The 24,127-nt window shown below is 64.3% G+C and carries 20 protein-coding genes; 10 read left to right on the top strand and 10 right to left on the bottom strand.

Translation table 11 applies throughout. From position 1 onward, the window contains the following. Positions 1-19: 19 nt before the first annotated feature. Positions 20-1,024 carry an ABC transporter substrate-binding protein gene (locus SLG_RS07535; RefSeq protein ID WP_158512693.1) on the bottom strand — a complete coding sequence of 335 codons (1,005 nt, stop codon included), beginning with the start codon at positions 1,022-1,024 and terminating at the stop codon, positions 20-22. 205 nt (positions 1,025-1,229) lie between these two features. Between SLG_RS07535 and SLG_RS07530 the strand changes: the two genes are divergently transcribed. Further along, on the top strand, positions 1,230-2,189 hold the full coding sequence (locus tag SLG_RS07530; protein WP_014075855.1) for a DUF6282 family protein: 960 nt from the start codon (positions 1,230-1,232) through the stop codon (positions 2,187-2,189). Between the two features lie 164 nt (positions 2,190-2,353). Here the strand turns inward: SLG_RS07530 and SLG_RS07525 are convergent, their stop codons facing one another. The 4 genes from SLG_RS07525 to SLG_RS07510 all read right to left on the bottom strand — a co-directional run bounded on the left by SLG_RS07525 (position 2,354) and on the right by SLG_RS07510 (position 10,584). Beyond that, positions 2,354-4,423 (bottom strand): nuclear transport factor 2 family protein, encoded by a 2,070-nt coding sequence (locus SLG_RS07525; RefSeq protein ID WP_041391813.1) that lies wholly within the window; start codon positions 4,421-4,423, stop codon positions 2,354-2,356. A gap of 14 nt (positions 4,424-4,437) precedes the next feature. Further along, on the bottom strand, positions 4,438-5,454 hold the full coding sequence (locus tag SLG_RS07520; RefSeq protein WP_051003715.1) for an alpha/beta hydrolase: 1,017 nt from the start codon (positions 5,452-5,454) through the stop codon (positions 4,438-4,440). 123 nt (positions 5,455-5,577) lie between these two features. Next, on the bottom strand, positions 5,578-8,070 hold the full coding sequence (locus SLG_RS07515) for a TonB-dependent receptor (protein ID WP_041391811.1): 2,493 nt from the start codon (positions 8,068-8,070) through the stop codon (positions 5,578-5,580). Between the two features lie 393 nt (positions 8,071-8,463). Then, the gene (locus SLG_RS07510) at positions 8,464-10,584 is read right to left on the bottom strand and encodes a nuclear transport factor 2 family protein (RefSeq protein ID WP_014075851.1); all 2,121 of its coding nucleotides are present in this window, start codon (positions 10,582-10,584) and stop codon (positions 8,464-8,466) included. Positions 10,585-10,890: 306 nt separating this feature from the next. Between SLG_RS07510 and SLG_RS07505 the strand changes: the two genes are divergently transcribed. Continuing rightward, positions 10,891-11,862, top strand: coding sequence for a helix-turn-helix domain-containing protein (locus SLG_RS07505; protein WP_014075850.1), 972 nt, complete (start codon positions 10,891-10,893; stop codon positions 11,860-11,862). Positions 11,863-11,994: 132 nt separating this feature from the next. Here the strand turns inward: SLG_RS07505 and recA are convergent, their stop codons facing one another. After that, on the bottom strand, positions 11,995-13,074 hold the full coding sequence (recA, locus tag SLG_RS07500) for a recombinase RecA (protein ID WP_041392879.1): 1,080 nt from the start codon (positions 13,072-13,074) through the stop codon (positions 11,995-11,997). 348 nt (positions 13,075-13,422) lie between these two features. On the opposite strand from recA, the gene SLG_RS07495 reads away from it, so the two are divergent. The 3 genes from SLG_RS07495 to SLG_RS07485 all read left to right on the top strand — a co-directional run bounded on the left by SLG_RS07495 (position 13,423) and on the right by SLG_RS07485 (position 15,473). Next, positions 13,423-14,103, top strand: a complete 681-nt coding sequence (locus SLG_RS07495; RefSeq protein WP_014075848.1) for a PEP-CTERM sorting domain-containing protein — start codon at positions 13,423-13,425, stop codon at positions 14,101-14,103. Positions 14,104-14,138: 35 nt separating this feature from the next. Further along, positions 14,139-14,786: a L,D-transpeptidase family protein gene (locus SLG_RS07490; protein WP_173385002.1), complete on the top strand. Its 648-nt coding sequence runs from the start codon at positions 14,139-14,141 to the stop codon at positions 14,784-14,786. Between the two features lie 162 nt (positions 14,787-14,948). Next, a complete protein-coding gene (locus tag SLG_RS07485) occupies positions 14,949-15,473 on the top strand; it encodes a CAP domain-containing protein (protein ID WP_014075846.1) in 525 nt (174 codons plus the stop codon). Positions 15,474-15,520: 47 nt separating this feature from the next. On the opposite strand, the gene SLG_RS07480 is transcribed toward SLG_RS07485, so the two are convergent. From SLG_RS07480 to dapA, 4 genes are all read right to left on the bottom strand, one after another. Next, the gene (locus SLG_RS07480) at positions 15,521-17,869 is read right to left on the bottom strand and encodes a hybrid sensor histidine kinase/response regulator (RefSeq protein WP_014075845.1); all 2,349 of its coding nucleotides are present in this window, start codon (positions 17,867-17,869) and stop codon (positions 15,521-15,523) included. A 62-nt stretch (positions 17,870-17,931) separates the two neighbouring features. After that, positions 17,932-18,543 (bottom strand): DUF2062 domain-containing protein, encoded by a 612-nt coding sequence (locus tag SLG_RS07475; RefSeq protein ID WP_014075844.1) that lies wholly within the window; start codon positions 18,541-18,543, stop codon positions 17,932-17,934. Beyond that, on the bottom strand, positions 18,543-19,025 hold the full coding sequence (smpB, locus tag SLG_RS07470; protein WP_014075843.1) for an SsrA-binding protein SmpB: 483 nt from the start codon (positions 19,023-19,025) through the stop codon (positions 18,543-18,545). Before smpB ends, SLG_RS07475 begins: the two co-directional genes overlap by 1 nt. A 49-nt stretch (positions 19,026-19,074) precedes the next feature. Then, on the bottom strand, positions 19,075-19,953 hold the full coding sequence (dapA, locus tag SLG_RS07465) for a 4-hydroxy-tetrahydrodipicolinate synthase (protein ID WP_014075842.1): 879 nt from the start codon (positions 19,951-19,953) through the stop codon (positions 19,075-19,077). Between the two features lie 90 nt (positions 19,954-20,043). Here dapA and SLG_RS07460 point away from each other — a divergent pair, with 90 nt between their 5' ends. Genes SLG_RS07460 through SLG_RS07445 form a run of 5 tightly spaced genes read left to right on the top strand, consistent with a single transcriptional unit; the run spans position 20,044 to position 24,097 of the window. Continuing rightward, positions 20,044-22,062, top strand: a complete 2,019-nt coding sequence (locus tag SLG_RS07460) for a lytic transglycosylase domain-containing protein (RefSeq protein WP_014075841.1) — start codon at positions 20,044-20,046, stop codon at positions 22,060-22,062. A 52-nt stretch (positions 22,063-22,114) separates the two neighbouring features. Continuing rightward, the gene (locus SLG_RS21920; RefSeq protein WP_014075840.1) at positions 22,115-22,288 is read left to right on the top strand and encodes a hypothetical protein; all 174 of its coding nucleotides are present in this window, start codon (positions 22,115-22,117) and stop codon (positions 22,286-22,288) included. 5 nt (positions 22,289-22,293) lie between these two features. Beyond that, a complete protein-coding gene (gene greB / locus SLG_RS07455) occupies positions 22,294-22,812 on the top strand; it encodes a transcription elongation factor GreB (protein ID WP_014075839.1) in 519 nt (172 codons plus the stop codon). After that, a complete protein-coding gene (locus SLG_RS07450) occupies positions 22,809-23,525 on the top strand; it encodes a hypothetical protein (RefSeq protein WP_014075838.1) in 717 nt (238 codons plus the stop codon). The genes greB and SLG_RS07450 overlap by 4 nt, the downstream gene beginning before the upstream one ends. Then, a complete protein-coding gene (locus SLG_RS07445) occupies positions 23,525-24,097 on the top strand; it encodes a GNAT family N-acetyltransferase (RefSeq protein ID WP_231848770.1) in 573 nt (190 codons plus the stop codon). The genes SLG_RS07450 and SLG_RS07445 overlap by 1 nt, the downstream gene beginning before the upstream one ends. Positions 24,098-24,127 lie beyond the last annotated feature (30 nt).

Below are 24,127 nucleotides of genomic sequence, written 5' to 3'. Positions count from 1 at the left end.
CGCGCACAATGCAGGCTTCTTACCGGATGACCTCGTCGGCTTCGTCGATCAAGGCATCGGGCAAGGTCAGCCCGAGGGCGGATGCCGCTTTCAGGTTGATCGTCATTGGACTCTTGAAGCCGCGCTCGACCGGGATTTCGCCCGGCGCCTCCCCCTTGAGAAGCCGGTCGGCAACAAGTGCCATCGCCGTCCAGCCGCGCTCGAAAGGGGGTGCGAAGGTCGCCAGACCGCCGCCCCGCGTCACCGAGATCTGGATGCTGACGGCGGCCAGCCCGTTCTCGAGCGCGGCGCGACCGATACGTGCGCCATTCGCGTTGAACAGTTCATGCGGGCCGACCACGAAGCCGCTACATCCATCTTCGCGAATGCGGCGGATTGCCGGCTCCAGCCCTTCGCTTTCCAGCACTTCATAGACTTTGACCGGCAGGTTCATCAGTGCGCCCGCCGCCTGCAATTCTCGCAGGGTCCCGGGTGCGGGAGCGTAAGTGTGGTTATAGAGATGCCCGATGCACCGAATGCCTGGGACGGCCTGCTTGAGGAACCGGACCTGCAGAAGCTGCACATACGGCTCGTAGGAGAAGCCCGTGAAGTTGGTGCCGGGCTTCCGGTAACTGCGGATCACACCGGTCCCCAGTGGATCCGCGGACCAGAAGATGACCGGGATCGGGTTCCGGGCCGTGGCACGCTGGACGGCGACATGTGCGTTCGTCATCAGGGAAACGATCAGGTCCGGCCGCCACGCCACCAGTTCGCGGGCATGACCATCCATGGCGCCAAGGTCGCGATTGCCTGCCCACTCCCGGTAGACGACATTCTCGCCCTCGCGATAGCCGATGCGGGCCAGTTCCTGCTTGATCCGCTCGCCCCCGCCTGGCCCCGCATAGGTGATGATGCCGATGCGGTGCACCGGGGTTGTAGCGGTGGCCTCGCCGGGCAGGTTGACCTCGCTCCCGCGCGCGCCCGTGCCGGAAAGCGACGTCGCCGCCATCGCCGCTGCCAGAAGCCAAAGCCTCCGTCGTTTCATCCCATCCTCCCCTGGAACATCGACATCTCCTTCCCTCACGCGGGAAGTGTCCGGTGTTGGTTGATATCGCCAATATCGGACGACCAGTACTCGGCGCCACCGACTTTTCGCGTGACGGAAACCCCCAAATCCGCCGTTCTGCTGGCCGGGCGACGCTCTAGATTGGCGATCGCAACGACCAAAACGGGCTAGAGAGGGTTTTCTGATGGCCACTGCCAATTCCGACCAGGCGCAGGTGGCGCCCCAGAGCACGCTCGATGAGCGAGTCGACGCGCTACTCGTCGGCGCCATTGACATGCATTGCCACAGCGGCCCATCGGTCATGCCGCGCATGATCGATCATATTGAGGCGCTGCAGGAGGCATCCGATGCGCGCATGCGCGCGCTGCTGTTCAAGGATCACTTCTATTCGGCCACACCGATCACGGCCCTGCTCTCGTCGCATTATGCTCATCTCGACGTGACGATGCTCTCGGGCGTGCCGCTGAACGACACATCTGGCGGGCTCAATCCTTATGCAGTGGACCATGGCCTGAAGCTCGGCGCCAAGCTGGTCTGGATGCCGACATTCTCGGCCGCGAACCACATCAGGCAGAACCGCCATGGCGAGCTGCTGCCGACCAGCGTGCGCATGCGCCGCCCCAAGATGCTCACCGTCGTCGACGAAGACGGACGGCTCAAGGACGAGGTGAAGGAAATCCTGGACCAGATCGCCGAGTTCGATGCTGTGCTGTCTGCGGGCCATCTCCACATTTCCGAGATATGGCCGCTGTTCGAGGAAGCGCAGAAGCGCGGCGTGAAGCGCCGCCTGGTGCAACACCCGACCTATACGATCGGCGCGACCTATGACGACATCGCCGAGCTGACGAGGACCGGCGCCTTCATCGAGCATTCGCTGTGCATGTTCATCCCTGGCTCGCGGTTCCAATATTATCCGCATGAGGAACTGCGCGACGTCATCAATGCGGGCGGCACCGAGCAGACGATCCTCGGCTCCGATCTCGGGCAGGTCAACAATCCGACGCCCGTGACCGGCTTCCGGTCGGTGATCCGCCTGTGCATCGATCTCGGCTTCGACGATGACGCGATCCGCCGGCTGGTCGGCGGCAATGCCGCGCGGCTGATCGGCCTGCCTGACGAAAAGGCGTCTGCCGCCCCCGAATGATGGCAGGGGAGTGAAGGGCCGGGACTGGCGGGTACCGCCGCCTCGTGCCAAGCCCGCCTGGGCAAATGAAACACGGGATGACCGGCAGCAGAGCCGCCCAAGAAACGCACCTTCATGTCGTCAAGATCGGCAGACCGGCCGAGCCCGGTGATTGCCTGCCCGGCTCAGCGCCCCTGTGGGGCGGACACCGCCACGCCATCAGCCTGCGGCCCCGTCTCCGGCATTTGATAGCCGTGCCGGGTCATGCGCGCCTGCGGCAACCGTTCGCATGGCACGCAGTCCGGCCAGTAGCGCTCCGGCACCCGTCCACTCACCGGATTGCGATAGTGGAACCACATCGGCAGGATGTCCGGCCAGTAGAGAGCCGCACCGGTGCCGCCGCGAAAGCCCTCCGCACGAATCCCCAGATCGGTCATCGGCAAATCGGGCGGATAGGTCTTGAGAAGCGGACTGCCTCCCGCCCCCGAGCCGGGCGGCGTCGGCTTCACCGCTGCCCAGCCGCCTTTCCATTCGGGACTCGTGAAATAGTGCTCGTCGATCGTCAGGCTCCAGAGCCGCCAGATACCGTCTTCGAGCACGAGCTGGTCGTTCGGATACATGCCGGCCTGAAATCCCACGGCGTTCGGCTGGCCCAGCTCGGGCGACCATTTGCCGGTGCGCAAGTGAATGAGGCGGGTGCGCAGCAAGGCCGATCGCCCGTCCTGCGAGACATGGATGACCGGCTGGATCCGCCAGTGGAAGACGACGCGCGCGCGCATGTCCGGCGGGGCACCGTAGCGAGCATCCGCCGCGCCTGCGATGCGTGCCCGGCTCATATAATAGCCTGCGAAGGGGGACTGCTTGTTCCCTTCGACCGCGAAGATCGCCGACATTTTCGACCATTGGAAATCGTCGAGATAATAGCCGTAGGCGGCCGAGACATTCTCCGCGCCGTCATAGGCGAGCGATCGCTGGTAACGGCGGCGTATGTCTGCCAGGCTCAGAGCATGAGCCGCTGGTGACCGGCCGATCGCCGGGCCAGTCGCCGGATCGCGGTCTGAAAGGAAGACAGGGGGCGATGCGGTGCTTCCCGGCAGCGCGCCACCGCCCCATCCCGTTGCATAGTCCGCTTTCATCACCGGCTGGATGTGGATGTCCCTGATCTTCCACAAGCCGCCGTCCTTGACGAAACGGCTGCTGACCACATTGATTTCCCAGCCCGCCTTGCCGCCTTCCGCACCGAGCTGCGCGAGCTCGATGCCGCGCGCCCGCGCCTCCCGGCCGCCCGGCGCGACGCGCACGATCAAGTCGAACAGAGGGCGGTCGTTGAGGTTGCCGCGCGCCAGGCCCGGCGGCCCCATGCGGGAGAGCGCCGCGCGCACGCCCTGCCCGCCCGCGAACCGGCCTTCGCCGGCGATCTCGATCGCGCCATTGGCAGCAAAGAGATCGACCACGTCGTCCCACATCCGGCGATCGAGATAATAGCCATAGGCATTCTGGAGATTCCGGACGGCATCCTCGTCATTGAGGTTGGAGACACGCGCGGAGAGGTCGGCCAGTGAGGCGCTGCTGCGCGGCGGCGGTCCGCTGGCGGCCGGCAGGGGCACGCCGGCACTGTCCGGATCGAAATGATAGGGAATGATCGGCAGATCGGCATTGCCGCTGTTGCGCCAGCCGGTGGAATAATCGCCGTCATATTGCGGGTGATAGTGCAGGGCCGCGATCTTCCAGCGACCATCCTCGCGTACATAACGGTTCTGGTAGACGCCGCCCTCGATGCGGGCCTGCCCCTTGCCGTCGCCGCGGAACGCCAGTCCAGCCCACCGTCCCTCCGCGGTCCGGCCGTCCGCCGACAGATTGACCAGCGGCATGTCGTGAAACTCGGTGTTGAGCGCGCCGGCCGCCAGCCCGCGCGGACCGTGGCGCGCCTCCAGCCAGCGGGCAATCGCGGCGGCGCCATCGATCCGCTCGTCGTCCCATTCGATTCTGCCATTGCGGGCGAAGAGGTTCGCGACTTCGCGCCACCGACCATATTGACTGTAATGCGCATAGCGTCGCTGGAGATCCTTGACGGCGCGAAGGGATTCCAGCCGGTCCACGTCCCGCGCCAGCGCGTCAAGCGTGTCGGCGGCAACCGTGGGCGGCGGCGGTGCCGCCTTGTCGGATGCCGCCAGTCCGGCAGCCGAGATCGTCAGCAGGCAGAAGGCGGCCAGCAGCCGCGTGAGAGGGACTCCCCGCGCGCCGCCCGTTCGCATCCTTATCAGCCCGCTCATTTCTCGACCTCGAGATCCAGCCCATGCCGGCCCAGATACGCGGAGAGCAGATCAGCGACGGCGACATTGTTGAGGTCAGCAAAGGGAATGTGAGTATTCCCCTTGAGCCCGGCCGAGGGCAGCATCAGGATTTCCGCGCGCCCGCCACGTGCATTGACGATGTCGACGAATTTTCGCGCGGTTTCGGCAAACTCGGCCCAGGACGGAGACTTGTCGAGATTGTCTCCGAAAACGAATTGGATCGGAATGCGGGTGAGCCGCTCGAATACCTCCGGCGTGACAATGACGGGCCCGAACCGCTCTGGCCCCTCGGGCGCCTGCTCATCGTCAGGGAACACATAGCCGGGATTTTCGTAAGCGACGATCGCCTTCACATTGTCGCTCTCGAGGGCCGTCAGCAGGGCGCGCAGCCCGCCCGCAGAATTGGTGACCAGGACGGAGGGCCCGATGCGATCGATCGCCTTGGCCGCCGCAGCAGCCTCCAGCCGGGCATTCGCGACGGTGTCGAACTCGAAGTAACGCGCGCGCATCGCCTGATCCAGCGCCTCCGCGTCGCCGGTAGGGAACTGAACGCCGGGGAACCAGTCCGGATAACGGCTGCCGAGCCGCCAGGAGACGAAATTCTGCTGATCGCGGCCAGTGCGGGGCTCATAGACATAGCGCTCGCACCCCCAGTTGCCGCGACCGACGCGGGGCCCGTCCCAGAGATAGACAGGGTAGCGGCGCCTCAGGAAGATCGACTGGAAGCCCTCCCCGCCATCCCACCGGTTCTGCCACACCTTGACCGACGAGCTGTGCCACAGGAGCAGCGACGTGCGCCGCGCATTGACGGGAATCTGATATTCGACATGGCCATGATCGCAGGACAGCGTGCGATCGCCCTCGCGAAGAAGGGTCCCACCCGCTTCGAATGCGCCCTGCCGCGCGATCAGCATGGGAGCCGGCGAACCGTCGGCAGGCGGAGACGAGGCAGCCGCGCAGCCGGAAAGCGCGACAAGGATAGCCCATGCCATCGATCTACCTGGTGCCATCAACACGCCTCCCCTCTTCTTCCCGGCGAGCGGCGTCCTCTGAACGCCCTTCTGATGGGCGGCCGGATCAGCTGCTCTGGCTCCGGCCGCCTGTCATGTCTTCGATCAGAACGTCTTCTTGACCTGCAGATACCATTGGCGAGGCGCAGCGGGTTGCCCCTGCACGTTCGATTGTCCCGAATCCTGCAGGATGAAGAAATTCTCATAATAGAGCTTGTCGAAGAGGTTGGTCACGCCGGCCGAGATGGCGAAACCCGCATCGGGCAGATCATAGGTAAGCCGCGTGTTGAACAACGAATAGCCGGGCTGGTTCCAGGCGGTCGTGCGCGTGCTCGGCGCGCGGCTGCCCTGATAGCTCCAGTCCAGCCTCGGGGTCAGCGTTCCCCCAAGCGGCATGCCTTCTATCGTGTACTGAATGCCCGCATTTGCCGACCAGAAGGGCTCAGGCTGGCGAGGATTGATCGCGCGATTGTCCACATCGGGCGAGCTGAACTTGTGGTAGCCCAGCGCCCCGTTCAGAACTAGTCCATCGATCGGTCGTGCGGTGGCTTCCGCCTCGACGCCCCAGATCGTTGCCGGCGTGTTGAGATAGAAGCTGCGCGTGATGCACGAGAAGCCCGGGACGCCGCTGGATATCTCCGCCGGAGTGCGCGGCCGGCAGGTGGTCGATCCTTCCGGTGCGTCCGGCAGCGGGATCAGGATGCTGTTCCCGGGACTGGGCTGTCCGTCCGGGCCAAGGAGAAGCTCCTGCCCCGCAAGCGCCGTCGGCCGCGTCTTGAAGTCCGTGTAGAAGCCCGCCAGGTTCAGCCGCAGGCGCCGGTCGAACATGTCCAGCTTGGCACCGAGTTCATAGGCGACACTCTCGTTGCCATCGAACTGCGCGATCTGGCTCGGTTGCTGCGGTCGCGGATTGAAGCCCGGCAAGGTATAGCCGGTCGCGGCGGACGCATAGACCAGCATGTTGGCGCTCAGTTCATAGTTCACGCCCAGCTTCCAGCTCAGCACCTTGGCTTCCGGCGTGACATCGAATTCGATGTCCGTCGGATTGGGCGTGGTCTCCACGAGGTTGGACAGCGACACGACCTTCTTGTCGTCGGAATAGCGCAGGCCGCCCGTGAAGCTCAGGCCATTGTCGAACGGACGAACCGTCGCATTGGCATACACGGCTTTGCTCACCGGATCGAAGCTGTTGTTGAGGTAGCGGATCAGGCCGGTACGGGGCTGATCGATCACCGCATGCTGGAACCCGGAGGCTTCGAAATAGAAGGCGCCGGCCACCCAGTCGATCCAGCCATGCTGGCCGGAAAGGCGGAGCTCACCCGTGGTGTAATCATTGGTGACGACATTGGTCGTCATCTCGGTCATCAGGGGCGTGCCGTCCTTCTGGTAGATGTGGGTTTCATCCAGGCTGCGGTAACCGGCGATCGCGGTGAGATCGATGTCGCTGGTCAAGCCAACGACCAGCTTGGCCGAGATGCCCCAGTTGGTGAGGTCATTCCGCGCCGGAAGCGTGTGTCCGCCATGCGTGGACATGCCGTTATAATAGGTGTGGCCGGGGATGACCGTGCCGGCACCGATCGGATCATTGTAGGTCTCGTAAGTGGTGTAGGGATTGCCGGTGATGAACCGGGAATCATAGGCCACGCCATAATAGCCGAAGGTCAGATTCTCGTTCGGCGTGTTGAGCGCCGGATTGAGCGAGAGGGTGGTATCGGCCGGATTTTCCGACTGGTCGCGGATGAATTCACCAGTGACCGTCAGGCGGACGTTGCTTGCCGGTTCCCACGCCATGCTGGCGCGCACCGCCTGAACGTCCTCGCCGCCCAGATGTCCCACGACGCAATCATCCGGCGTGTATCTCGGGTTGCTGGTCGTCGCGAGATTGTAGACCGGCACGTCTCCGGCGAGCTCCGGCGTGCCGCGCCGGTTCATCTCGCAGGTGAAGTCCAGCATCTTCTGATATCCCTGCCGCTTCTTGAACGCGCCGGAGACCATCAGGGCAAGATTTTCACCGAGCGGCAGGTTAAAGCCCGCGCGAACGTCGGTACGGTTATACTGGCCGACGTTGAGCTCGACATAAGCCGACTGTTCGTTGAAATTCGGTTGCTTGGAAACGATGTTGACCGCGCCCGCCAGCGAGTTGCGACCGAACAGCGTTCCCTGCGGCCCGCGCAGCACCTCGATATGGCCGATGTCGAGCAGGTCGAAGTTGGAACCCAGCAGGGTCGGATAATAAATGTCATCGACATAATATGCGACGGTGGGATCGTTCCCGATATTCGTGTCGGATGCCCCGATGCCACGGATGCTGGCGGAGACGCCGGGTCCGAACGCGCCATGGGTCCGACGGAACTCGGCATTGGGCACGAGGGCGGTCAGGTCAGCGACGGACTTCAGCCCGCGCTCTTCGAGCGCTTCGGACGTGACGGCCGTGATCGCGATCGGCGTGTCCTGCATGTTCGTCGCCTGTCGCGTCGCGGTCACGACGATGTCCTGGATTCCCTGTTCGCGGGGCGCCGCTGCCGTATCCTGGGCCAGAACCGGCGAGGCGATCACGATCGCGGACGCCAGTGCCAAAGTCGAAGCGACTTCTTTCATCCTGTTTTTCATTTCCACTCCCTTGAATTTTATTTTCCGAATTTCGGTCTCATTGGCGCCAGAGCCCCGGCCACCACCGCGTCTCCGGCCCCCGGATGATCCGGCAAGACCACCGAGGAACAGGGGTTTACCCGGCCCAAATTTCTTAACTTCCCCAGATCGGCGCCCAGAATTGTCGGCTTTGGCAGCAGTTACGGCTCATCGTTCACGACGGGTGCAGCCCATTGCATGATGGACAATCCATGCGACTGGTGGCCCGTCGGAAGCACGAGCCTATTTCCCGCGTGATGGCTGGAAAAGGAGGGTTTTGGAGCTTTCCGAACAGCGGAATATTCACGCCCCGACACTGAGCAAGGCGTTGACCGATCCTCCTTCCGCCGGGGCGCGGGGACCCTATTGGCGCCCCGCACCATCCTCCTCGCGCATCGACGAACCCAGCTCCAGGCCATCCACGGACGGGCCGGTGGGCGGCATCTGGTAGCCATTGCTGGTCAGCCGCACGTCCGGGCGCGCCTCGCAGGGCACGCAGTCAGGCCAGTAACGTTCCGGCACGCGGCCACTGACCGGATTGCGATAGTGGAACCACATCGGCAGGATGCCCGGCCAGTCGATCTTGGTTCCGGTTCCTCCCGCGAAGCCTTCCTCGCGCTTGCCGAGATCGGTGAGCAGCAGGTCGGGCGGATATCTCTGCAGCAAGGGGCTCGCGCGCATGCCGCCGCCCGGCGGCGGAACCCTGGCGGCAGACCAGCCGCCCTGCCAGTGAGGCATCATCATGTAAGGCTCGTCGATCGTGAGGGTCCACAGGCGCCAGATCCCGTTTTCGAGCACGACCTGGTCGTTTGGATACATGCCGGTCTGGATCGTGTTTCCCGTGTTCGGCTGGCCGCTCGAAGGGTCATACCGGGCCGTGTTGGGATGGAAGAGATAGGTGCGAAGCAAGGCCGAGCGTCCATCATGCGAGACGTGGATGACCGGCGCTATGCGCCAGTGATAGGCAATGCGCTGCCGCATCACGGTCGAGGGATCGCGCGTTGCGCCGTACATCGCCGTCGCCGCGGCAGCGATGCGATCGCGCCCGAAATAATAGCCGGCGAATGGCGATTGCTTGTTCCCCTTTTCGGCAAAGAGCCCCGACATGCACGGCCACTGATGATCGTCCAGACAATGGCCATAAGCGGAGGAGACATTCTCCGTGCCATCCCAGGCTTGGGACCGGAGCAGGCGGCGACGAACGTCCGCAAGGTCCTTTGCTCTGACTGCGCGTTCCCCTTTTGGCATCGGCCCGGTGAGCGGCGCCACGGCGGCGATCCGGCGCCCGCCCGCAGAAGCCCGCCCAGTTGCGGGCGCATAAGCCCGGGGGAAGACCGGCATGGGCGGCAGGCCAGCACTCTTCGGACCGAGGGGGTCCGTGCCCCAGCCGGCCTTGTAGTCGACGTCCATGATCGGGGTGACCCGCATTTCCCGAACTTTCCACACGCCCTGCTCGCGCACGAAGCGGTTGCGGAACACATTCACTTTCCAGCGAGCGGTACCCGCTTCCGCGTCGCCGATCATCGCCAGCTCGGTGCCCCGCGTATAGGCCTCGCGCCCGCCGGGCATGACCTCCACAACGGTGCCGAAAGGCAGATGGTCATTGAGGATGCCCTGGCGGAGGCCTTGAGGCCCCATAATCTCCATGGCTCTGCGGACACCCTGCTGGCCCCTGTAGACCTTGCCGCCCAATTCGATCACGCCGTCGCGCGCGAACAGGTCGACGACATCGTCCCACATGCGCCTGTCCACATAATAGCCATAAGCGTGCTGAAGATTGCGGACGTCATCTTCGGCGTTCAGTGCGGCTACGCGGCGCGAAAGCGCGTCCGGGGTCGCTCCGCTCTCTGGCGCTGCGCCGTGCGGCCTGGGTATCGGGACACCGGCCTCATCCGTCTTGAAATGATAGGGAACGATCGGCAGGTCCTTCTGCCCGACATTGCTCCAGCCGGTCTCGTAGCGTCCTTCATATTCCGGATGATAGTGGAGCGTGGCGATCTTCCATTCGCCATTCTCGAGCACATAGCGGTTCTCATACACGCCGCCTTCCATCCACGCCCTGCCCTTGCCGTCTCCGCGAAGAGCGAGCCCGCGCCAGCGCCCCTCCGCGGAGCGACCATCGGTCGAGAGGTTCACCAGAGGATCATCGATCAATTCCGTGTTCAGGGCACCAGCCTGCCCCGCCGGGCCGCTGCGACCCGCCAGCCATGATGCGATCGCGCCCCGGCCACTGATCCTTTCCTCACCCCAGATCACTTTCCCATCGCTGGCAAACAGGCCGGCCATGTCCTGCCACAAGCCATATTGCGCATATTGGGCATAGATTCGCTGAAGCGTTTTCACGGCCCGAAGCGATTCAAGGCGTCCGACATCGCGCGCCACTTCGTCGATCTCCGACGCCGCCTGCCCTTGCGCGCAGGCCGGCATCGCCGGCCACACCAGAATGACGAGAAGCGTGACAAGGTGGAGTATGAAACGCGGCACTCAAGCCTCCCCAGGCGGTTTTTGGTCAGCATGTGCAGGGTACGAGCGGCGGGCAAGGCCGAACCGCCGCGCCGGCACTCAGTCACCGAAGATTGCGCCATTTCAGTCAAGATCACCCCTTGGCCGGCAGACCGGCGACCACCCGGAGCGATCCGGTGCGCCTCGGATGGCGGCGCCGGGAACCGGCCCCCGACAGGTGACGTATGGTTCATGCGTTGACAGGGATTATTGGTGATGCGACCATTTCGGCCTAAGATCGACGCACCGCCCCTTGAAATGGCGGGCTTCTCCGGGAGAGGTCGCTTGATGGACTTGATCAGCACGAATGGCCTGCCCCGTGCCGACAGAGGGGCTGCCTGGGCCGCGCTCTATGCCACGCGTATGAGCAAATGCGAGTTCACGCCCGGTGATACGGACAGGTTCGACGCGGAACTGCGGATCACGCAGCTCGGCCCGGTCAAGATCGCGCGCCATGCCATGGATCGCTGCAGCGTGGAGCGCAGGCGAAGCGACATCGTCATCGGGGCGCCACGCCTGTATAATTTCCTTCTTCAGGCGGAAGGGACAGGCACTTTCTACCAGTGCGGCAAGGAGTCGGAACTGACGCCGGGCGACTTCGTGCTGTGCGACACCGGGCTTCCCCATTTCTTCAAGACCGAGGGACCGGCAGTCAACATCATGGTCCGCGTGCCGCTCAAGATCCTGTCCACCTACCTGCCGACGCCCGAGCAATTCTGCGGGCAGCGTCTCGGACGTGCGGCAGGCCTGACTGGCGCGGCGGCGGCCATGGTGCGTGAACTGGGTTCCGGGCAGGGGCCGGGCTGCTCACCGCTCGATGAGGAGCGGGTCGCGCGCTATCTGCTCGAGATGATCTCGATGTCCTACACATCCGGCAATGCCCCACTCGCGGATGCCTCGGCCATCGCGTGGCAACGGCGTCGGGATGTCATCCAGTTCATTGAGGACAATCTGCGCGATCCCGATCTGTCTCCTGCCCTGATTTCTGCCAGGTTACGCGTCTCGGGCCGTCACCTTCGTACCGTGTTCGCAAGCGGCGGTGAAAAGATACTGGCCTATATCCTGCGGCGGCGGCTCGAGGAATGCGCCCGCCAGATGAGCAACCCGGCGTGGAGCATGCATACACTGACCGAAATTGCCTTTTCCTGGGGTTTCAACAGCTCTGCGCATTTCACCCGGACATTTCACGAGAAATATTCCGTTGCTCCCCGCGAGTTCCGCAGGCGCGCCCTCGAGAGAAGCGTGACGAAGCACTCGTAGGAAGCGCTCCCAGATGGCGTTACAGTAGATGACGTGACGAAAAGCGGCGCCGAAAATCCGGCGCTCGCTTCACGGTCTGTCAACGGTCATTGGAACTCACTTGAGCCAATTTACCGATGATCATGTCATGGTTCACTCTTCGCCAGCATCATCGCTTTCAGGACCGACCATCATGCCTTCGGCGACATCCTCGGTACGGGCCCGAATCGCGCGCTCCAGCTTGGTCGTCATTTCCGGATTCTCGCGCAGGAACTGCTTGGCATTCTCCCGTCCCTGACCAATGCGAACCGAATCGTAGGAAAACCAGGCACCCGACTTTTCGATGATCCCGGCCTTGACGCCAAGATCGAGAATCTCGCCGATCTTGGAAATGCCCTCGCCATACATGATGTCGAACTCGACCTGCTTGAACGGCGGCGCGACCTTGTTCTTGACGACCTTCACACGCGTCGCATTGCCGGTGATCTCGTCCCTGTCCTTGATCTGGCCGGTGCGGCGGATGTCGAGGCGAACCGAAGCATAGAATTTCAGCGCATTACCGCCGGTCGTCGTTTCCGGATTGCCGTACATCACCCCGATCTTCATGCGCACCTGATTGATGAAGATCACCATGCAGCGCGAGCGACTGATCGACCCGGTGAGCTTGCGCAGGGCCTGGCTCATGAGCCTCGCCTGAAGCCCGACATGGCTGTCGCCCATCTCGCCTTCGATTTCGGCCCGCGGCACCAGCGCCGCAACCGAGTCGATCACCAGCACGTCGATCGCATTCGAGCGCACCAGCGTGTCGGCGATCTCCAGAGCCTGCTCGCCCGTATCGGGCTGGGAGACGATGAGCTCGTCGATGTTCACGCCGAGCTTCTTCGCATAGACCGGATCGAGCGCATGCTCGGCATCGATGAAGGCTGCCGTTCCACCGGCCTTCTGGGCCTCGGCGATCGCATGCAGAGCGAGCGTGGTCTTGCCGGAGCTTTCAGGCCCGTAAATCTCGATGATGCGTCCGCGCGGCAATCCGCCGATGCCAAGCGCGATGTCCAGGCCGAGGGACCCCGTCGAAATCGCCTCGATCTGCATCGTTTCCTTGGAACCGAGCCGCATGGCCGAGCCCTTGCCGAAGGCCCGATCAATCTGAGCCAGAGCCGCTTCCAGAGCCTTCTGCCGTTCCATGGTGCCTGCCTTCTTGTCGCCGTCTATGAGCTTGAGATTTACCGTCATGATGCCGCTCCCCATGGATGTCAAAACATAGTGTCCAGACCGTACAAGATATGTCTGTATCCTATTTGTTCTCGTTGAACAAGAGAGGAACATGAAGTAGGGACGTCTCGTGGGCTTCCCGATGATGCCAGATTCCATGCCGAGCGGACCGGAGGTGATCGCGCCATTCCGGAATGCACTGCTAATGGCTGACAAAGGTGAAAGCGATCAGGCAGGCATAACCGAATATGGAAATACTCGGTTAATGAATTAACCATGAAGAAAAGCCAAAAATCATTAAAATGATGTTAGCAGTTTTCTGTTAGATCGCTTGGAATTCCTTGGAACAACATTTCGGCATTATTTTCATTGGCTCAGCTCTACCGCTTTTTTCGGGCAGATCGCTTCTGGTCATGGACTGACTGGCCCGGGCGCGAATCTGCCGGACGGACCGAATCCTCCGCTGCTCCCGGGCGCCGACGGATCCTGGGCCTGTGGCCGCTTGCCGTCGGCCTTCTGATCGCCTCCCTCGGCAGCCAGTTCCTGATCGGCGAGACGAGCCTGGCGAGGATCGCGGCAGCCCTGCGCGATCCCGCCGCACTCTTCGATCTGCGGTCCCCCGGCGAGAGAACCCCCGGCTCGACATACTCCATCAAATCCCGCGCCAAGCACGCTGCATCTCCCCGCGAGCGCGTGCTGCCCGGCCTGCGGGAGGCCTCCAGCCCGTTCCCGTTGATAGAGCTTCCCGATCCCACGCCTGCCGTCCTCGGCGACATGCCGCTGTTCGACGAGGTGATGCCAACCGCATTGGCCGCGATGCCTGTTTCCGGCCCTGCCGGCCCCGCAGGCACGCCCTTTGCAAGCTTGCCCGCCGGGCCGCTGAGCCCCGGCGGCGGTATCCTGCCGCCCGGCCCCGGCCCCGGTCCCACGCCTGATCCGCAGCCACTGCCGATTCCCGAGCCGGCCACCTGGGCCGCCATCTTGCTGGGCTTGTGCGTCGTGGGTGCGATGATGCGCGTGACCGGACGTCGCCGCATGGCGCGCCAATAGGCCGCCCGGGCGAAGCGCCATCGATGCGAAAGGGAATGCGGTCCTTCCTGCTGTTCGGCGCCGGCATCGTCATCGCGGCCCTCGGCCTGCACCAGCAAGCAAAGACGCGGCGTGTCACCCCCGAGCTGTCCCGGATCAGCGCGGAGAGCTCCGGCGAACGCACGCGGCAGCATTACCCGCCGGGCAAATACCCTGTCATGCTCATGCCGGACGGCGAGCGGCGCGCCATCCACAGCATACTCAATGTCAGCGGCCCGATGCGCTTCGGCACGCATGTCTGGAACGAGGCAGGCGTGCCCGAGGGGCCGCTATGGGTGCGGGTGGACCTCGCTCGGCAGATCCTCTCCGTATTCCGTGGCGGGCACGAGATCGGATCCGCGGTCATTCTCTATGGCACGGATGGCAAGCCCACGCCGACAGGCAGCTTCACCGTCCTGCAGAAGGACGCGGACTATCATTCCCGTACATATGATGCGCCCATGCCCTACATGCTCCGGCTGACAGATGATGGCGTGGCGATCCATGGCAGCGATGTGCGGGTCGGCCGGGCGACCCATGGCTGCATCGGCGTGCCGCTGGCTTTTGCGCGGCTGCTCTTCGCGCAGATGCACAAGGGAGACATGGTCGTGATCGTCCCCGCCGACGATCAGAACGGCTCGCCGCCCCGCCAGACTCAGATCTGATGTCCCGGCAAACGGACTGATCGAGTCCACCGCCAGCAAGCGCTTGCCCGTCACGATGAACGGCCGACACCCTCGACGTTAAAATCCCGTTAACCAGCCTCGTCCACATGCTCGTGACGAGCTGGTGAGAGAAATCCCGCGGACCTGCGGGAGTTCTGAGCGATGACGGATCACAGCTGGCACAGCCGCCTTTGCACCGGCCTTCTCGCCCTGGCGGCGCCATTCGCCATGGGCGCCACGGACCCGATGCTGAATTTCGAGCAGCGCCTGCTGACTACGCACAATGTGGAGCGCCTCAAGCTTGGGATCGAGCCGCTCAACTGGAATGCGGCACTGGCCCGCTCAGCCCAGAGCTGGGCCGATCATCTCGCCAGGAACGGCGAGTTCGAACATGCTCCGGAGAATTCCCGCGAACCAGTCGGCGAGAATCTCTGGGCGGGCACGAAAGGCCACTACACCCCCGAGGCGATGGTCGATGCATGGGTGAGGGAAAAGCGCAACTTCCGTCGCGGCACCTTCCCGGACAACAGCATCACCGGCCGGGTGGAAGATGTAGGCCATTACACGCAGGTCGTGTGGCGCGCGACAAGGCAGGTTGGCTGCGCGCGTGCGACGGGCGCAGACGAAGACGTGCTGGTCTGCCGCTATGCCCAGGCCGGCAATTATATCGGGGAACGTCCCTTCTGATCGCCCGGTGATGGCGATGGGCGCCGCCCTGCACAATGGTGCCGGGTTCAGCCCGCCGCGCGCGCGGCTGCAAGCACGTCGCGCGCCGCTTCTGCCAGCTGGGAGACGGAAAACGGCTTCGGAAGGAAAGCGACGTTATCGATATCGATCGATTTGCGCAGCTGTTCCTCCGCATAACCTGACATGAAGAGCACCGGGATATCCGGATAGGATGCGCGGGCGGCCCGCACCATGGCCGGCCCATCCATTCCCGGCATGACCACGTCCGAAATAAGCAGATCGACCTTCTCGGTCTGCGCAAGGCGGGCCAGCCCCTGCTCGCCATCGCTGGCACTGACGACCGTATAGCCCTGCCTCGTGAGCGCGCGTTCGGCGACGCTGCGGACCATGTCCTCATCCTCCACCAGCAAGATGGTGCCCGTGCCCCAGGTCTCGGTGGCGGGGCGCTTGCGAGTCACTGCCGTGCTCCCGCCCACTTCCGCGCTGGTGGCGTGGACCGGAAGATAGATCTTGAAGACCGTGCCCTCACCCAACTGAGATTCGGGGAAGATGAAGCCGCCGGACTGCTTGATGATGCCGTAAACGGTGGAAAGGCCGAGACCGGTCCCGCGCCCCACGGGCTTGGTGGTATAGAAAGGCTCGAAGATCTTGCCGAGCAGATCGGGCGCGATGCCGACGCCGGTGTCCCCGATGCTGAGGCCGGTATAGTCTCCGATCGGCATGATCTCGTTCTTAAGGTCACGCACGTCCTGCGCTGACACCGCGAACGTACGGACAGTCACCGTGCCCCCGTCCGGCATGGCGTCCCGCGCATTGACGACGAGATTGACGATCACCTGCTCGAGCTGCCCCGGGTCCGCCCGCACGGTGCCCAGGCCCCGGCCATGATAGACTTCCAGCTTGATGTTCTCGCCCAGCAGGCGCTTGAGCAGGCTCGACACTTCCGACACCACGTCAGGCAACTGGAGGACCTGCGGCCGGAGCGTCTGCTGACGCGAAAAGGCGAGCAACTGCCGGGTCAGCGATGCCGCGCGATTGGAATTGGCCTTGACCTGCTGAATGTCGTCATAATCGCTGTCGCCCGGCGTATGGCGCATCAGCATCAGGTCGCAATGGCCAATGATGGCAGTGAGGATATTGTTGAAATCATGGGCAACGCCGCCCGCCAGCTGGCCGACCGCCTGCATCTTGGTCTGCTGGGCGACCTGGCGCTTGAGACGTGTCTCCTCGCTGTTGTCCTTGAGGCTGAGCAGCACCGCCGCCTCGCCCAGACCGCGCACGCCGGCAAGGCTGAGCGACACGGACTCCTCCGGGGCTCCGCGCAGGCGGACCTGGAGATCGCCGGACATCTGCGGGCCGATGGCATAGCGGCGGATCGCTTCGGCGACAGCGGCCTGATCCTCGCCGATCACCAGATCGCCGGGGTAGCTCGGCTTGTCGCCCGGCCCGATGCCGGCCGCCCGGGCGAACGCATTGTTGTAGAACAGCAGGCGCCCGTCCCGATCGGCCATGCCAAGGCCGAAAGGCAGCAGCGAAAGCAGCGTCTCGACATAAGCGAGGCTGGAAATGCCCTCGACCGACGGCACATTGTCGTCGACCATCACAAGCACCAGCAGACCGGCGGGATCTTCCGGACGCACCGGAATCTGCATCATGCGAACCGGCGTCGCCTGTTGCTCCTCCTGCGCATAGAAGATGCGGCCCTTGGCATCCACGCGCATATAGGCGGAGAAATCGCGGCCGATGATGTTGCTGTCCGGCCTGCCGGTCGCGCGCAGGGTGAAAGCGGGGTTGGCGGCCCGGATGCGTCCCTCGCCCCCGATCATCACGCACATGATGCCTGCTTCGGAGAGCTGCCGTCCCGCCTGCCCTTCTATGATGCGCAGATAATCGTCCATGACGCTGGCCTGCCGCACGCTTGCGAAGCGCCAGAGCAGATAGTCGTCAATGCGGCCGGTGCGCAGCACATGGACATCGAGCTGCAGGCTGCCACGCAACAGGCCGGACACTTCGGCTTCTCCATCGCGCCATGCCGCGCGGGCGGCCTGGGCGAGCCGATCCTGATCGCGCGCTGAAACCTTGATTTCCGCCGGCACCGGATAGCCTGGGAACCACTCCCCATATTGATCGCTCGCGCAGACCATGCGGCCCGTGCGGTCGGTGACCGCGATCGCATGCCCCGCCGCCTCGGCAGCCGCCCGCGTGACCGTCCAGTCGGTCACGACAGCCTGATCCACCTGTGCCGACGGGAAAAGCCGCTGGGCATACCAGATGAGTGCCGCGCCCCCGATCACAGCTGCCCCGAAGCCGGCCGCCAGAACAACGTCCCCCAGCAGCCAGAGCAGCAGAAGCGCACTGACGAACGCCGCCGCGACGATGACCGGCACGGGATTCACGGTGGGCCTGTCAGCAGTCAGGCTGAGCAAGTCGCCACGATGGGATCCCGGGCCGATAGCTTTCACGAAGCCTGTTCCCTCAGGCCGAGTTCGATTGCGTCGCCTTCCATCTCCGGTTCGCGCAGGCGAGCGTGCGCACGCTGCCTCCACTTCCGTGCGAGGCGGGAGCGCCACAGCAGCGAAGAGAGGAGATAGCCGACCGCCGCACACACGACCGAAACGACCGCAAGGCCGAACAGCAGAGCCGGCGCGGTTTCGGAAAACAGCCAGCGCATCCAGTCGCCCACGCCGGCATGATTGTTGATGAGTGCCATCACCTGGCTGAGATCGCCCGAGCGCCCGAGCATGGTGGAGCCGACATAATAAGAGGCGGCCAGGATGAAAGGCGTCGTCGCCGGGTTCGACAGGAAGGTCATGGCGGCGGCCAGCGGCACATTGGCGCGCACCGGCAATGCCAGCAGCGCCGCCCCTGCAATCTGCAGACCCGGGATCAGCAGGAAGATGCCGACCAGCAGTCCAAGAGCGACCCCGCGCGGCACCGACCGCCGGGTGAAGCGCCACAGCTCCGGCGCGAGCACGCGGTGCGCGACTGGCTTGACGAACCGGTTCTGCTCAAGGCTTTCCCGGCTGGGCATGGACTCGCGAAAGGCCCGCACCAGCCGCTTGCTAGGCATCAGCCCCGCTCCCGTAGCAGCCGGCCCTGCTCGCGCTTCCAGTCACGTTCCTTGATCGTCTCGCGCTTGTCATGGGCCTTCTTGCCCCGCGCCAGCGCGAGCTCGACCTTCGCCTTGCCGCGCTCGTTGAAATAGACGCTCAGCGGCACCAGGGTCATGCCATGCCGCGCCACGGCGCCATGGAGTTTCTGGATCTCCCGCTGATGCAGCAGCAGCTTGCGAGCCCGGCGCGGCTCATGGTTGAAGCGATTGCCGTGGCTGAACTCGGGAATGTTGCTGTTGACGAGCCACACTTCCTCATCGTTCACTTCGGCATAACTCTCCGTGATCGACCCCTCGCCGAAGCGCAGGGATTTCACTTCCGTGCCGCGCAGCGCGATGCCAGCCTCGAACACGTCTTCGATGGCATAGTCATAGCGAGCGCGCCGGTTCTCGGCGACGGTCCTGACCTTATTGAAGGTGGATGGACGCGGGCGGGCCATGGAAACTCTCTTTCGGTGAAGCAATCTATATCTAGGAGATGAACCGCTGCTAAACCAGACCCGCGATCTCGAGGGCCCGGTCAACGGTCGCGCGCGCTGCACCGGATGGCCATGTAATAGGCAGTCGAACCTCCGCCGGCATGTCCTCGCGCAGTCGGGACAGGGCATATTTCACCGGACCCGGGGACGAATCGCAGAACATGGCATCATGAAGCGGATAGAGACGGTCCTGCAGGTGAAGCGCTGTGTCCCAGTCACCGGACAGGCAGGCATTCTGGAACTGCGCGCAGAGATGTGGCGCAATATTGGCCGTGACCGAGATGCAGCCCCGCCCGCCCATGGCATTGAAGCCGAGCGCTGTCTCGTCATTGCCCGAAAGCTGGCAGAAATCAGGTCCGCAAGCGAGGCGCTGAGCCGTCACGCGGCCAAGATTGCCCGTCGCGTCCTTCACCCCGACGATCGAACTGAATTCCTCCGCCAGCCGGTGCATGACCGGAATGCCGATGTCCGTGATCGTCCGGCTGGGCACATTGTACAGCACGATCGGCAAGTCGCAGCGCGACGCCAGATAAGCGAAGTGCTGATAGACCCCTTCCTGGTTGGGCTTGTTGTAATAAGGCGCAACCACCAGCGCGGCGGCAGCGCCGGCCGCCTGCGCGGCGAACATGTGCTCAAGAGCGATCCGCGTGTCATTCGATCCGCACCCCGCGATCACCGGCACGCGCCCCGCCGCCTGCTCGACGCAGATTCGCACGACGCGGTTATGTTCCTCGATCGTCATCGTGGCGCTTTCGCCGGTCGTTCCGCACGGCACTAGCGCGCTGGATCCTTCGGCGATTTGCCAGTCCACGAAGGCGCGAAACGCTGCTTCATCGACCCGTCCGTCGCGAAACGGCGTGACAAGTGCAGGAATCGAACCGGAAAACATGAAAAAACTCCTTCAAAGCGCGCGCTCGGACAGGCATATTGGGGCCATGCACGCGCCCGTTCACCGTTCGATCATCGAGGCTCTGCCATAATGTACCGCATGGGAAAAGACCTTCGCTTGCCCGCCATCGTCATCGCCGCGGCACTTGCCTCGGGGGCGACCAGCGCGTCCGCACCGCAGTCCGCCACGACCGTCACCTGGGAGGCGGTTCGGGAACGGATCGCTGCCAACAGCGCCTCCGATGCCCAGATCACCTCGGCGATCGGCGAATGGCGGCGCCTGGCCTCCAGCGATGCGCTTGGCTTTGCCGCTTATGCCGATTTCCTGCTCGGCTATCCCGGCTGGCCGGACGAGGGCCGGCTGCGCGGCAATGCCGAGCGCCTGGCCGATCCGGACATGGACGACCCCGGCAAGATCATCCGCTTCTTCGAGAGATATCCGGCCACGACAGCGCAGGGCAAGGCTGTCCATGCGCTGGCGCTGGCGCGCCTTGCCCGGTTCGAGGACGCGCGAGGCGTGGCCCGCGCCGCCTGGATCGCGGGGCCGATGGACCCGAAATACGAGGAAAAGCTGCGCGGGCAGTTCTTCTCGGTTTTCACGGCGGATGACCATCTCAAACGCGCCGATGCCGCGCTCTGGCGCCGTCGCGCGGATGTGGCCGAGCGCGTGCTGCCCTCCGTGCCCGTGACGCGCCAGGCCGTCGTCGCCGCGCGCATCGCATTCCAGCGGAAGGCGGCTGACGCGGCGTTGAAGATGGGGCCGGCCGATCCGGTCGGCGCTATGGACGCCGGCTATCTTGCCGACAAGGCCCGCTGGATGGCCGAGAATGGCGACAGCGCCGGGGTGCGAACCCTTCTTGCCAATCGCATGACGCTCATGCAGCGGCCCGGCGACGCCGAGCGCTGGTACGAACTGCTGCTCGCCCACGCGCGGGCCGCAGGCTCCGATAGCCAGTGGTCGAACGCCTACGCCATCGCATCCAAGGTCGACGACGCCTTCGAGCCGGGAACGGACGTGAGCGCCCAGCCGCTGGGCGTGCGGGACGATTATACGAGCCTGGTCTGGCTCGCCGGGACGGCCGCACTCAACAAGCTTGGTCGCCCGGCCGACGCGGAAGGCATGTTCGTGCGCTATGCGACCGGCGCCCGATCACCGCAGACCGTATCGAAGGGCTATTACTGGGCAGGCCGCGCCGCCGCTGCCGCTGGTCGTCAGAGCGTCGCGAACGAGCATTTCGCGCGGGCCGCCGCCTTCCCCGATCAATATTATGGCCAGCTCGCGCTGGAGCGGCAAGGCAAGGCCATTCCGGCACCGCCAGCCGCCGAACGACGCGTGGAGATTGCTGCGGCACAGCGCAAGGCCTTCCTCTCGCGGCCGATCGTGCAGGCAACGCTCAAGCTGGGCAGGGATGGCGCATGGATGGAACAGTCCCGCTTCGTGCGCGCTCTCGCTTCCACGGCCGAGACGGACGAAGACCATGTGCTCGTGGCCGAGCTGTCCCAGATGCTGGGACGCCCCGACCTGGGTGTCATGGTCGGCCGGCGCGCCATGGCGAACGGCCTCTCCGGCTATGCGGACGCGAGCTTCCCCCGCATGAAAGTGCCCGATCGCCAGCAGATGAACTGGACGATGATCCATGCCATCACCCGGCAGGAGAGCCAGTTCGACCGTGCGATCATTTCCCGCGCCGGCGCACGCGGCCTGATGCAGCTGATGCCGGCCACCGCGCGTGAAGTGGCGGGCAAGATCGGCATGAGCTACGACACGGGCTCGCTGTTCGAACCGCACTACAATATCGAGCTGGGCAGCACCTATTTCAGCCAGTTGCTGCGCTATTATGGCGGCAGCTACCCGCTGGCCGTGGCGGCCTATAATGGCGGCATGGGCAATGTGAACAAATGGCTCAAGGCCAACGGCGATCCGCGCCTGCCGGGCGCGGACATCGTGCAGTGGATCGAGGATATCCCGATCTATGAGACGCGCAACTATGTGCAGCGCGTGCTGGAGAACGCCGTGATCTACGATCTCGTCAATCCGACCCGGCAGATGGCGTCCTCCTCCTCCTCGGCGCCGCTCAGCCGGTATCTCGGGAAGCAGCGGCCGGGCTGAGGCCCGCTTTCTTCCCTGCAATATTTCCCTTCATCAACGACGATCAGGAACGATGACCGAACAATCAAAGGAAGCCGGAGCGGCGGCAGCGCCCTCCCCCGCCGAAGCCAATGGCACGGAGCCTCTCACGGCCAACAAGGCTTTCTGGATGAGCATCGGCGTGGGGTCCGCCGCGCTGGTTGCCGCGCTCATGTACGCCACCAAACGCCCCAAGCGCCGCCGATAAACCGGATGAGCAGTCCGGCCAGGCCGAACTACATCACGCCGGCCGGCATGATGGCGTTACGCGCGGAATATGACAGGCTGCTGTCCGACGAGCGCCCCAAGATCGTCGAAATCGTGAGCTGGGCTGCCGGCAATGGCGACCGCAGCGAGAATGGCGACTATCTCTACGGCCGTAAGCGGATGCGCGAGATCGACCGGCGCCTGCGCTGGCTCTCCGAGCGCATGAAGGCGGCACGCGTGATCGATCCGCGTCAGCAGCCCGACAGGAGCCGGATCTTCTTCGGTGCCACCGTCACGATTGCCGACGAGGATGACCAGCAGCGAAACGTGACCATCGTCGGGAACGACGAAGCCGATGCCGGGGAAGGACGCATCGGGTGGGACACGCCTCTGGCGCGTGCGCTGCGCGGCGCGACGGTGGGCGATCTGCGGCGCGTTTTTCTGCCGGGTGGCGAGAAGGAATGGGAAGTCGTGGAAATCAGCTATCCGGATGATGCTGTTCCCCCCGCACCGCAAGCGACGTGACGGACGGATCGGTTTTCGGACAGCCGAAGATATCCGGCGCGGGCCGGCTCATCCGCTGCGCACTGCCGTTCTTTACGATCGGGGCACTTCTGCCCGCGTCGAACCTCGCCGCGCAGTGCCTGACCGGCGAGTTCCGCGCCTCCGCCGGGCCTGACGTCGCCTCGATGATCGAAATCACCGAGGATGGTCGCTTCCGCTATTTCCTGAGTACCGGTGCGCTCGACGAATGGGCGGAAGGACAATGGACCTGCGAACAGGGCGACCTTCGCCTGACGACCCTGCCCCGCCCGAAGCCAGCCGAGTTCCGCCTGGAAAGCGCGCGTGTCCATGATGCCGCTGCAGGAGAGGAGCCCCCTTTCGCCCTGCACGTCACATGGCCCGACGGAAAGGACATCCCCGCCGTCGATTTCCGTATCGAGTTCGAAGAGGGAGAAGCCAGGACGGGCTACACGCAGGCCGATGGCTGGTTCGCCGACCTCGCGGGCCGCACACCCCGGTCCATTCAACTTTCCGAGCCCTTCCATGGCACGACCTCGCCCGTCTTTCAGCTCCCGCCCGCACCGAAGGGGGGAAGGCTGGAGGTCCGCATCCTTTTCCTGCCCAACGACATGGGCGTCGTGGATTTCGATGCGGCACCGGTGCGACGAGACGGCACGGGCCTCATCCTGAACTGGCGAGGCAACGCCATCTCCTATCTTCCAGTGAGGCAATGATGAATGAAGCGATCAGCAACGGCGGCGGCGAGGAAGAGCTTGTCATGGAATCCGGCAGTGTAGTGCCTGACGCGCCAGTCATACGCGCTGCGACGCCACAGGACTGGCCGGGCATCTGGTCGGTCATCGAGCCTGTGATCCGCGAGGGTGAAACCTATCCGCTGGATCGCGACCTCGATGAGTCTGCGGCGCGCGCCTACTGGTTTGCGGCCGACAAGAGCGTCTTCGTGGCTTTAGGGCCCACGGGCGAAGTCATCGGGACCTATACGCTGCGGCCCAATTCGACCGGACCGGCCGCGCATGTCGCCAATGCAGGCTATGCCGTCCGGCCGGACCAGCGCGGGAAAGGCGTCGCGCAGGCGCTGTGCCGCCACTCGCTGGAAACCGCCCGCCGGCAAGGCTACCGCGCGATGCAGTATAACCTCGTCATCGCGACCAATCATCGCGCCGTGCGGCTGTGGCAGCACATGGGCTTCACCATCATCGGAGCCTTGCCCGGCGCCTTCCGGCACCCCAAGCTCGGCTATGTCGACGCCTATATCATGTACCAGGAGCTCACCCGGCCGTCCTGATCGGGGTGGGAAGCTCTGCATCGTGACCGG

The sequence above is a fragment of the Sphingobium sp. SYK-6 genome (assembly GCF_000283515.1).
GTDB classification, from domain to species: Bacteria; Pseudomonadota; Alphaproteobacteria; order Sphingomonadales; family Sphingomonadaceae; genus Sphingobium; species Sphingobium lignivorans.
The sequence above is the reverse complement of the archived record's forward strand: the minus strand, read 5'-3'. Positions and strand labels throughout refer to the sequence as shown.

Coding starts and splice junctions, on each gene's coding strand:
- SLG_RS07525 (WP_041391813.1), bottom strand. CDS start 4,423: ATGCGAACGGGCGGCGCGCGGGGAGTCCCTCTCACGCGGCTGCTGGCC.
- SLG_RS07460 (WP_014075841.1), top strand. CDS start 20,044: ATGTACCGCATGGGAAAAGACCTTCGCTTGCCCGCCATCGTCATCGCC.
- SLG_RS07485 (WP_014075846.1), top strand. CDS start 14,949: ATGACGGATCACAGCTGGCACAGCCGCCTTTGCACCGGCCTTCTCGCC.
- SLG_RS07520 (WP_051003715.1), bottom strand. CDS start 5,454: ATGGCATGGGCTATCCTTGTCGCGCTTTCCGGCTGCGCGGCTGCCTCG.
- SLG_RS07490 (WP_173385002.1), top strand. CDS start 14,139: ATGCGGTCCTTCCTGCTGTTCGGCGCCGGCATCGTCATCGCGGCCCTC.
- recA (WP_041392879.1), bottom strand. CDS start 13,074: ATGACGGTAAATCTCAAGCTCATAGACGGCGACAAGAAGGCAGGCACC.
- SLG_RS07445 (WP_231848770.1), top strand. CDS start 23,525: ATGAATGAAGCGATCAGCAACGGCGGCGGCGAGGAAGAGCTTGTCATG.
- SLG_RS07530 (WP_014075855.1), top strand. CDS start 1,230: ATGGCCACTGCCAATTCCGACCAGGCGCAGGTGGCGCCCCAGAGCACG.
- SLG_RS07535 (WP_158512693.1), bottom strand. CDS start 1,024: ATGAAACGACGGAGGCTTTGGCTTCTGGCAGCGGCGATGGCGGCGACG.
- SLG_RS21920 (WP_014075840.1), top strand. CDS start 22,115: ATGACCGAACAATCAAAGGAAGCCGGAGCGGCGGCAGCGCCCTCCCCC.
- SLG_RS07505 (WP_014075850.1), top strand. CDS start 10,891: ATGGACTTGATCAGCACGAATGGCCTGCCCCGTGCCGACAGAGGGGCT.
- SLG_RS07475 (WP_014075844.1), bottom strand. CDS start 18,543: ATGCCTAGCAAGCGGCTGGTGCGGGCCTTTCGCGAGTCCATGCCCAGC.
- dapA (WP_014075842.1), bottom strand. CDS start 19,953: ATGTTTTCCGGTTCGATTCCTGCACTTGTCACGCCGTTTCGCGACGGA.
- SLG_RS07515 (WP_041391811.1), bottom strand. CDS start 8,070: ATGAAAGAAGTCGCTTCGACTTTGGCACTGGCGTCCGCGATCGTGATC.
- smpB (WP_014075843.1), bottom strand. CDS start 19,025: ATGGCCCGCCCGCGTCCATCCACCTTCAATAAGGTCAGGACCGTCGCC.
- greB (WP_014075839.1), top strand. CDS start 22,294: ATGAGCAGTCCGGCCAGGCCGAACTACATCACGCCGGCCGGCATGATG.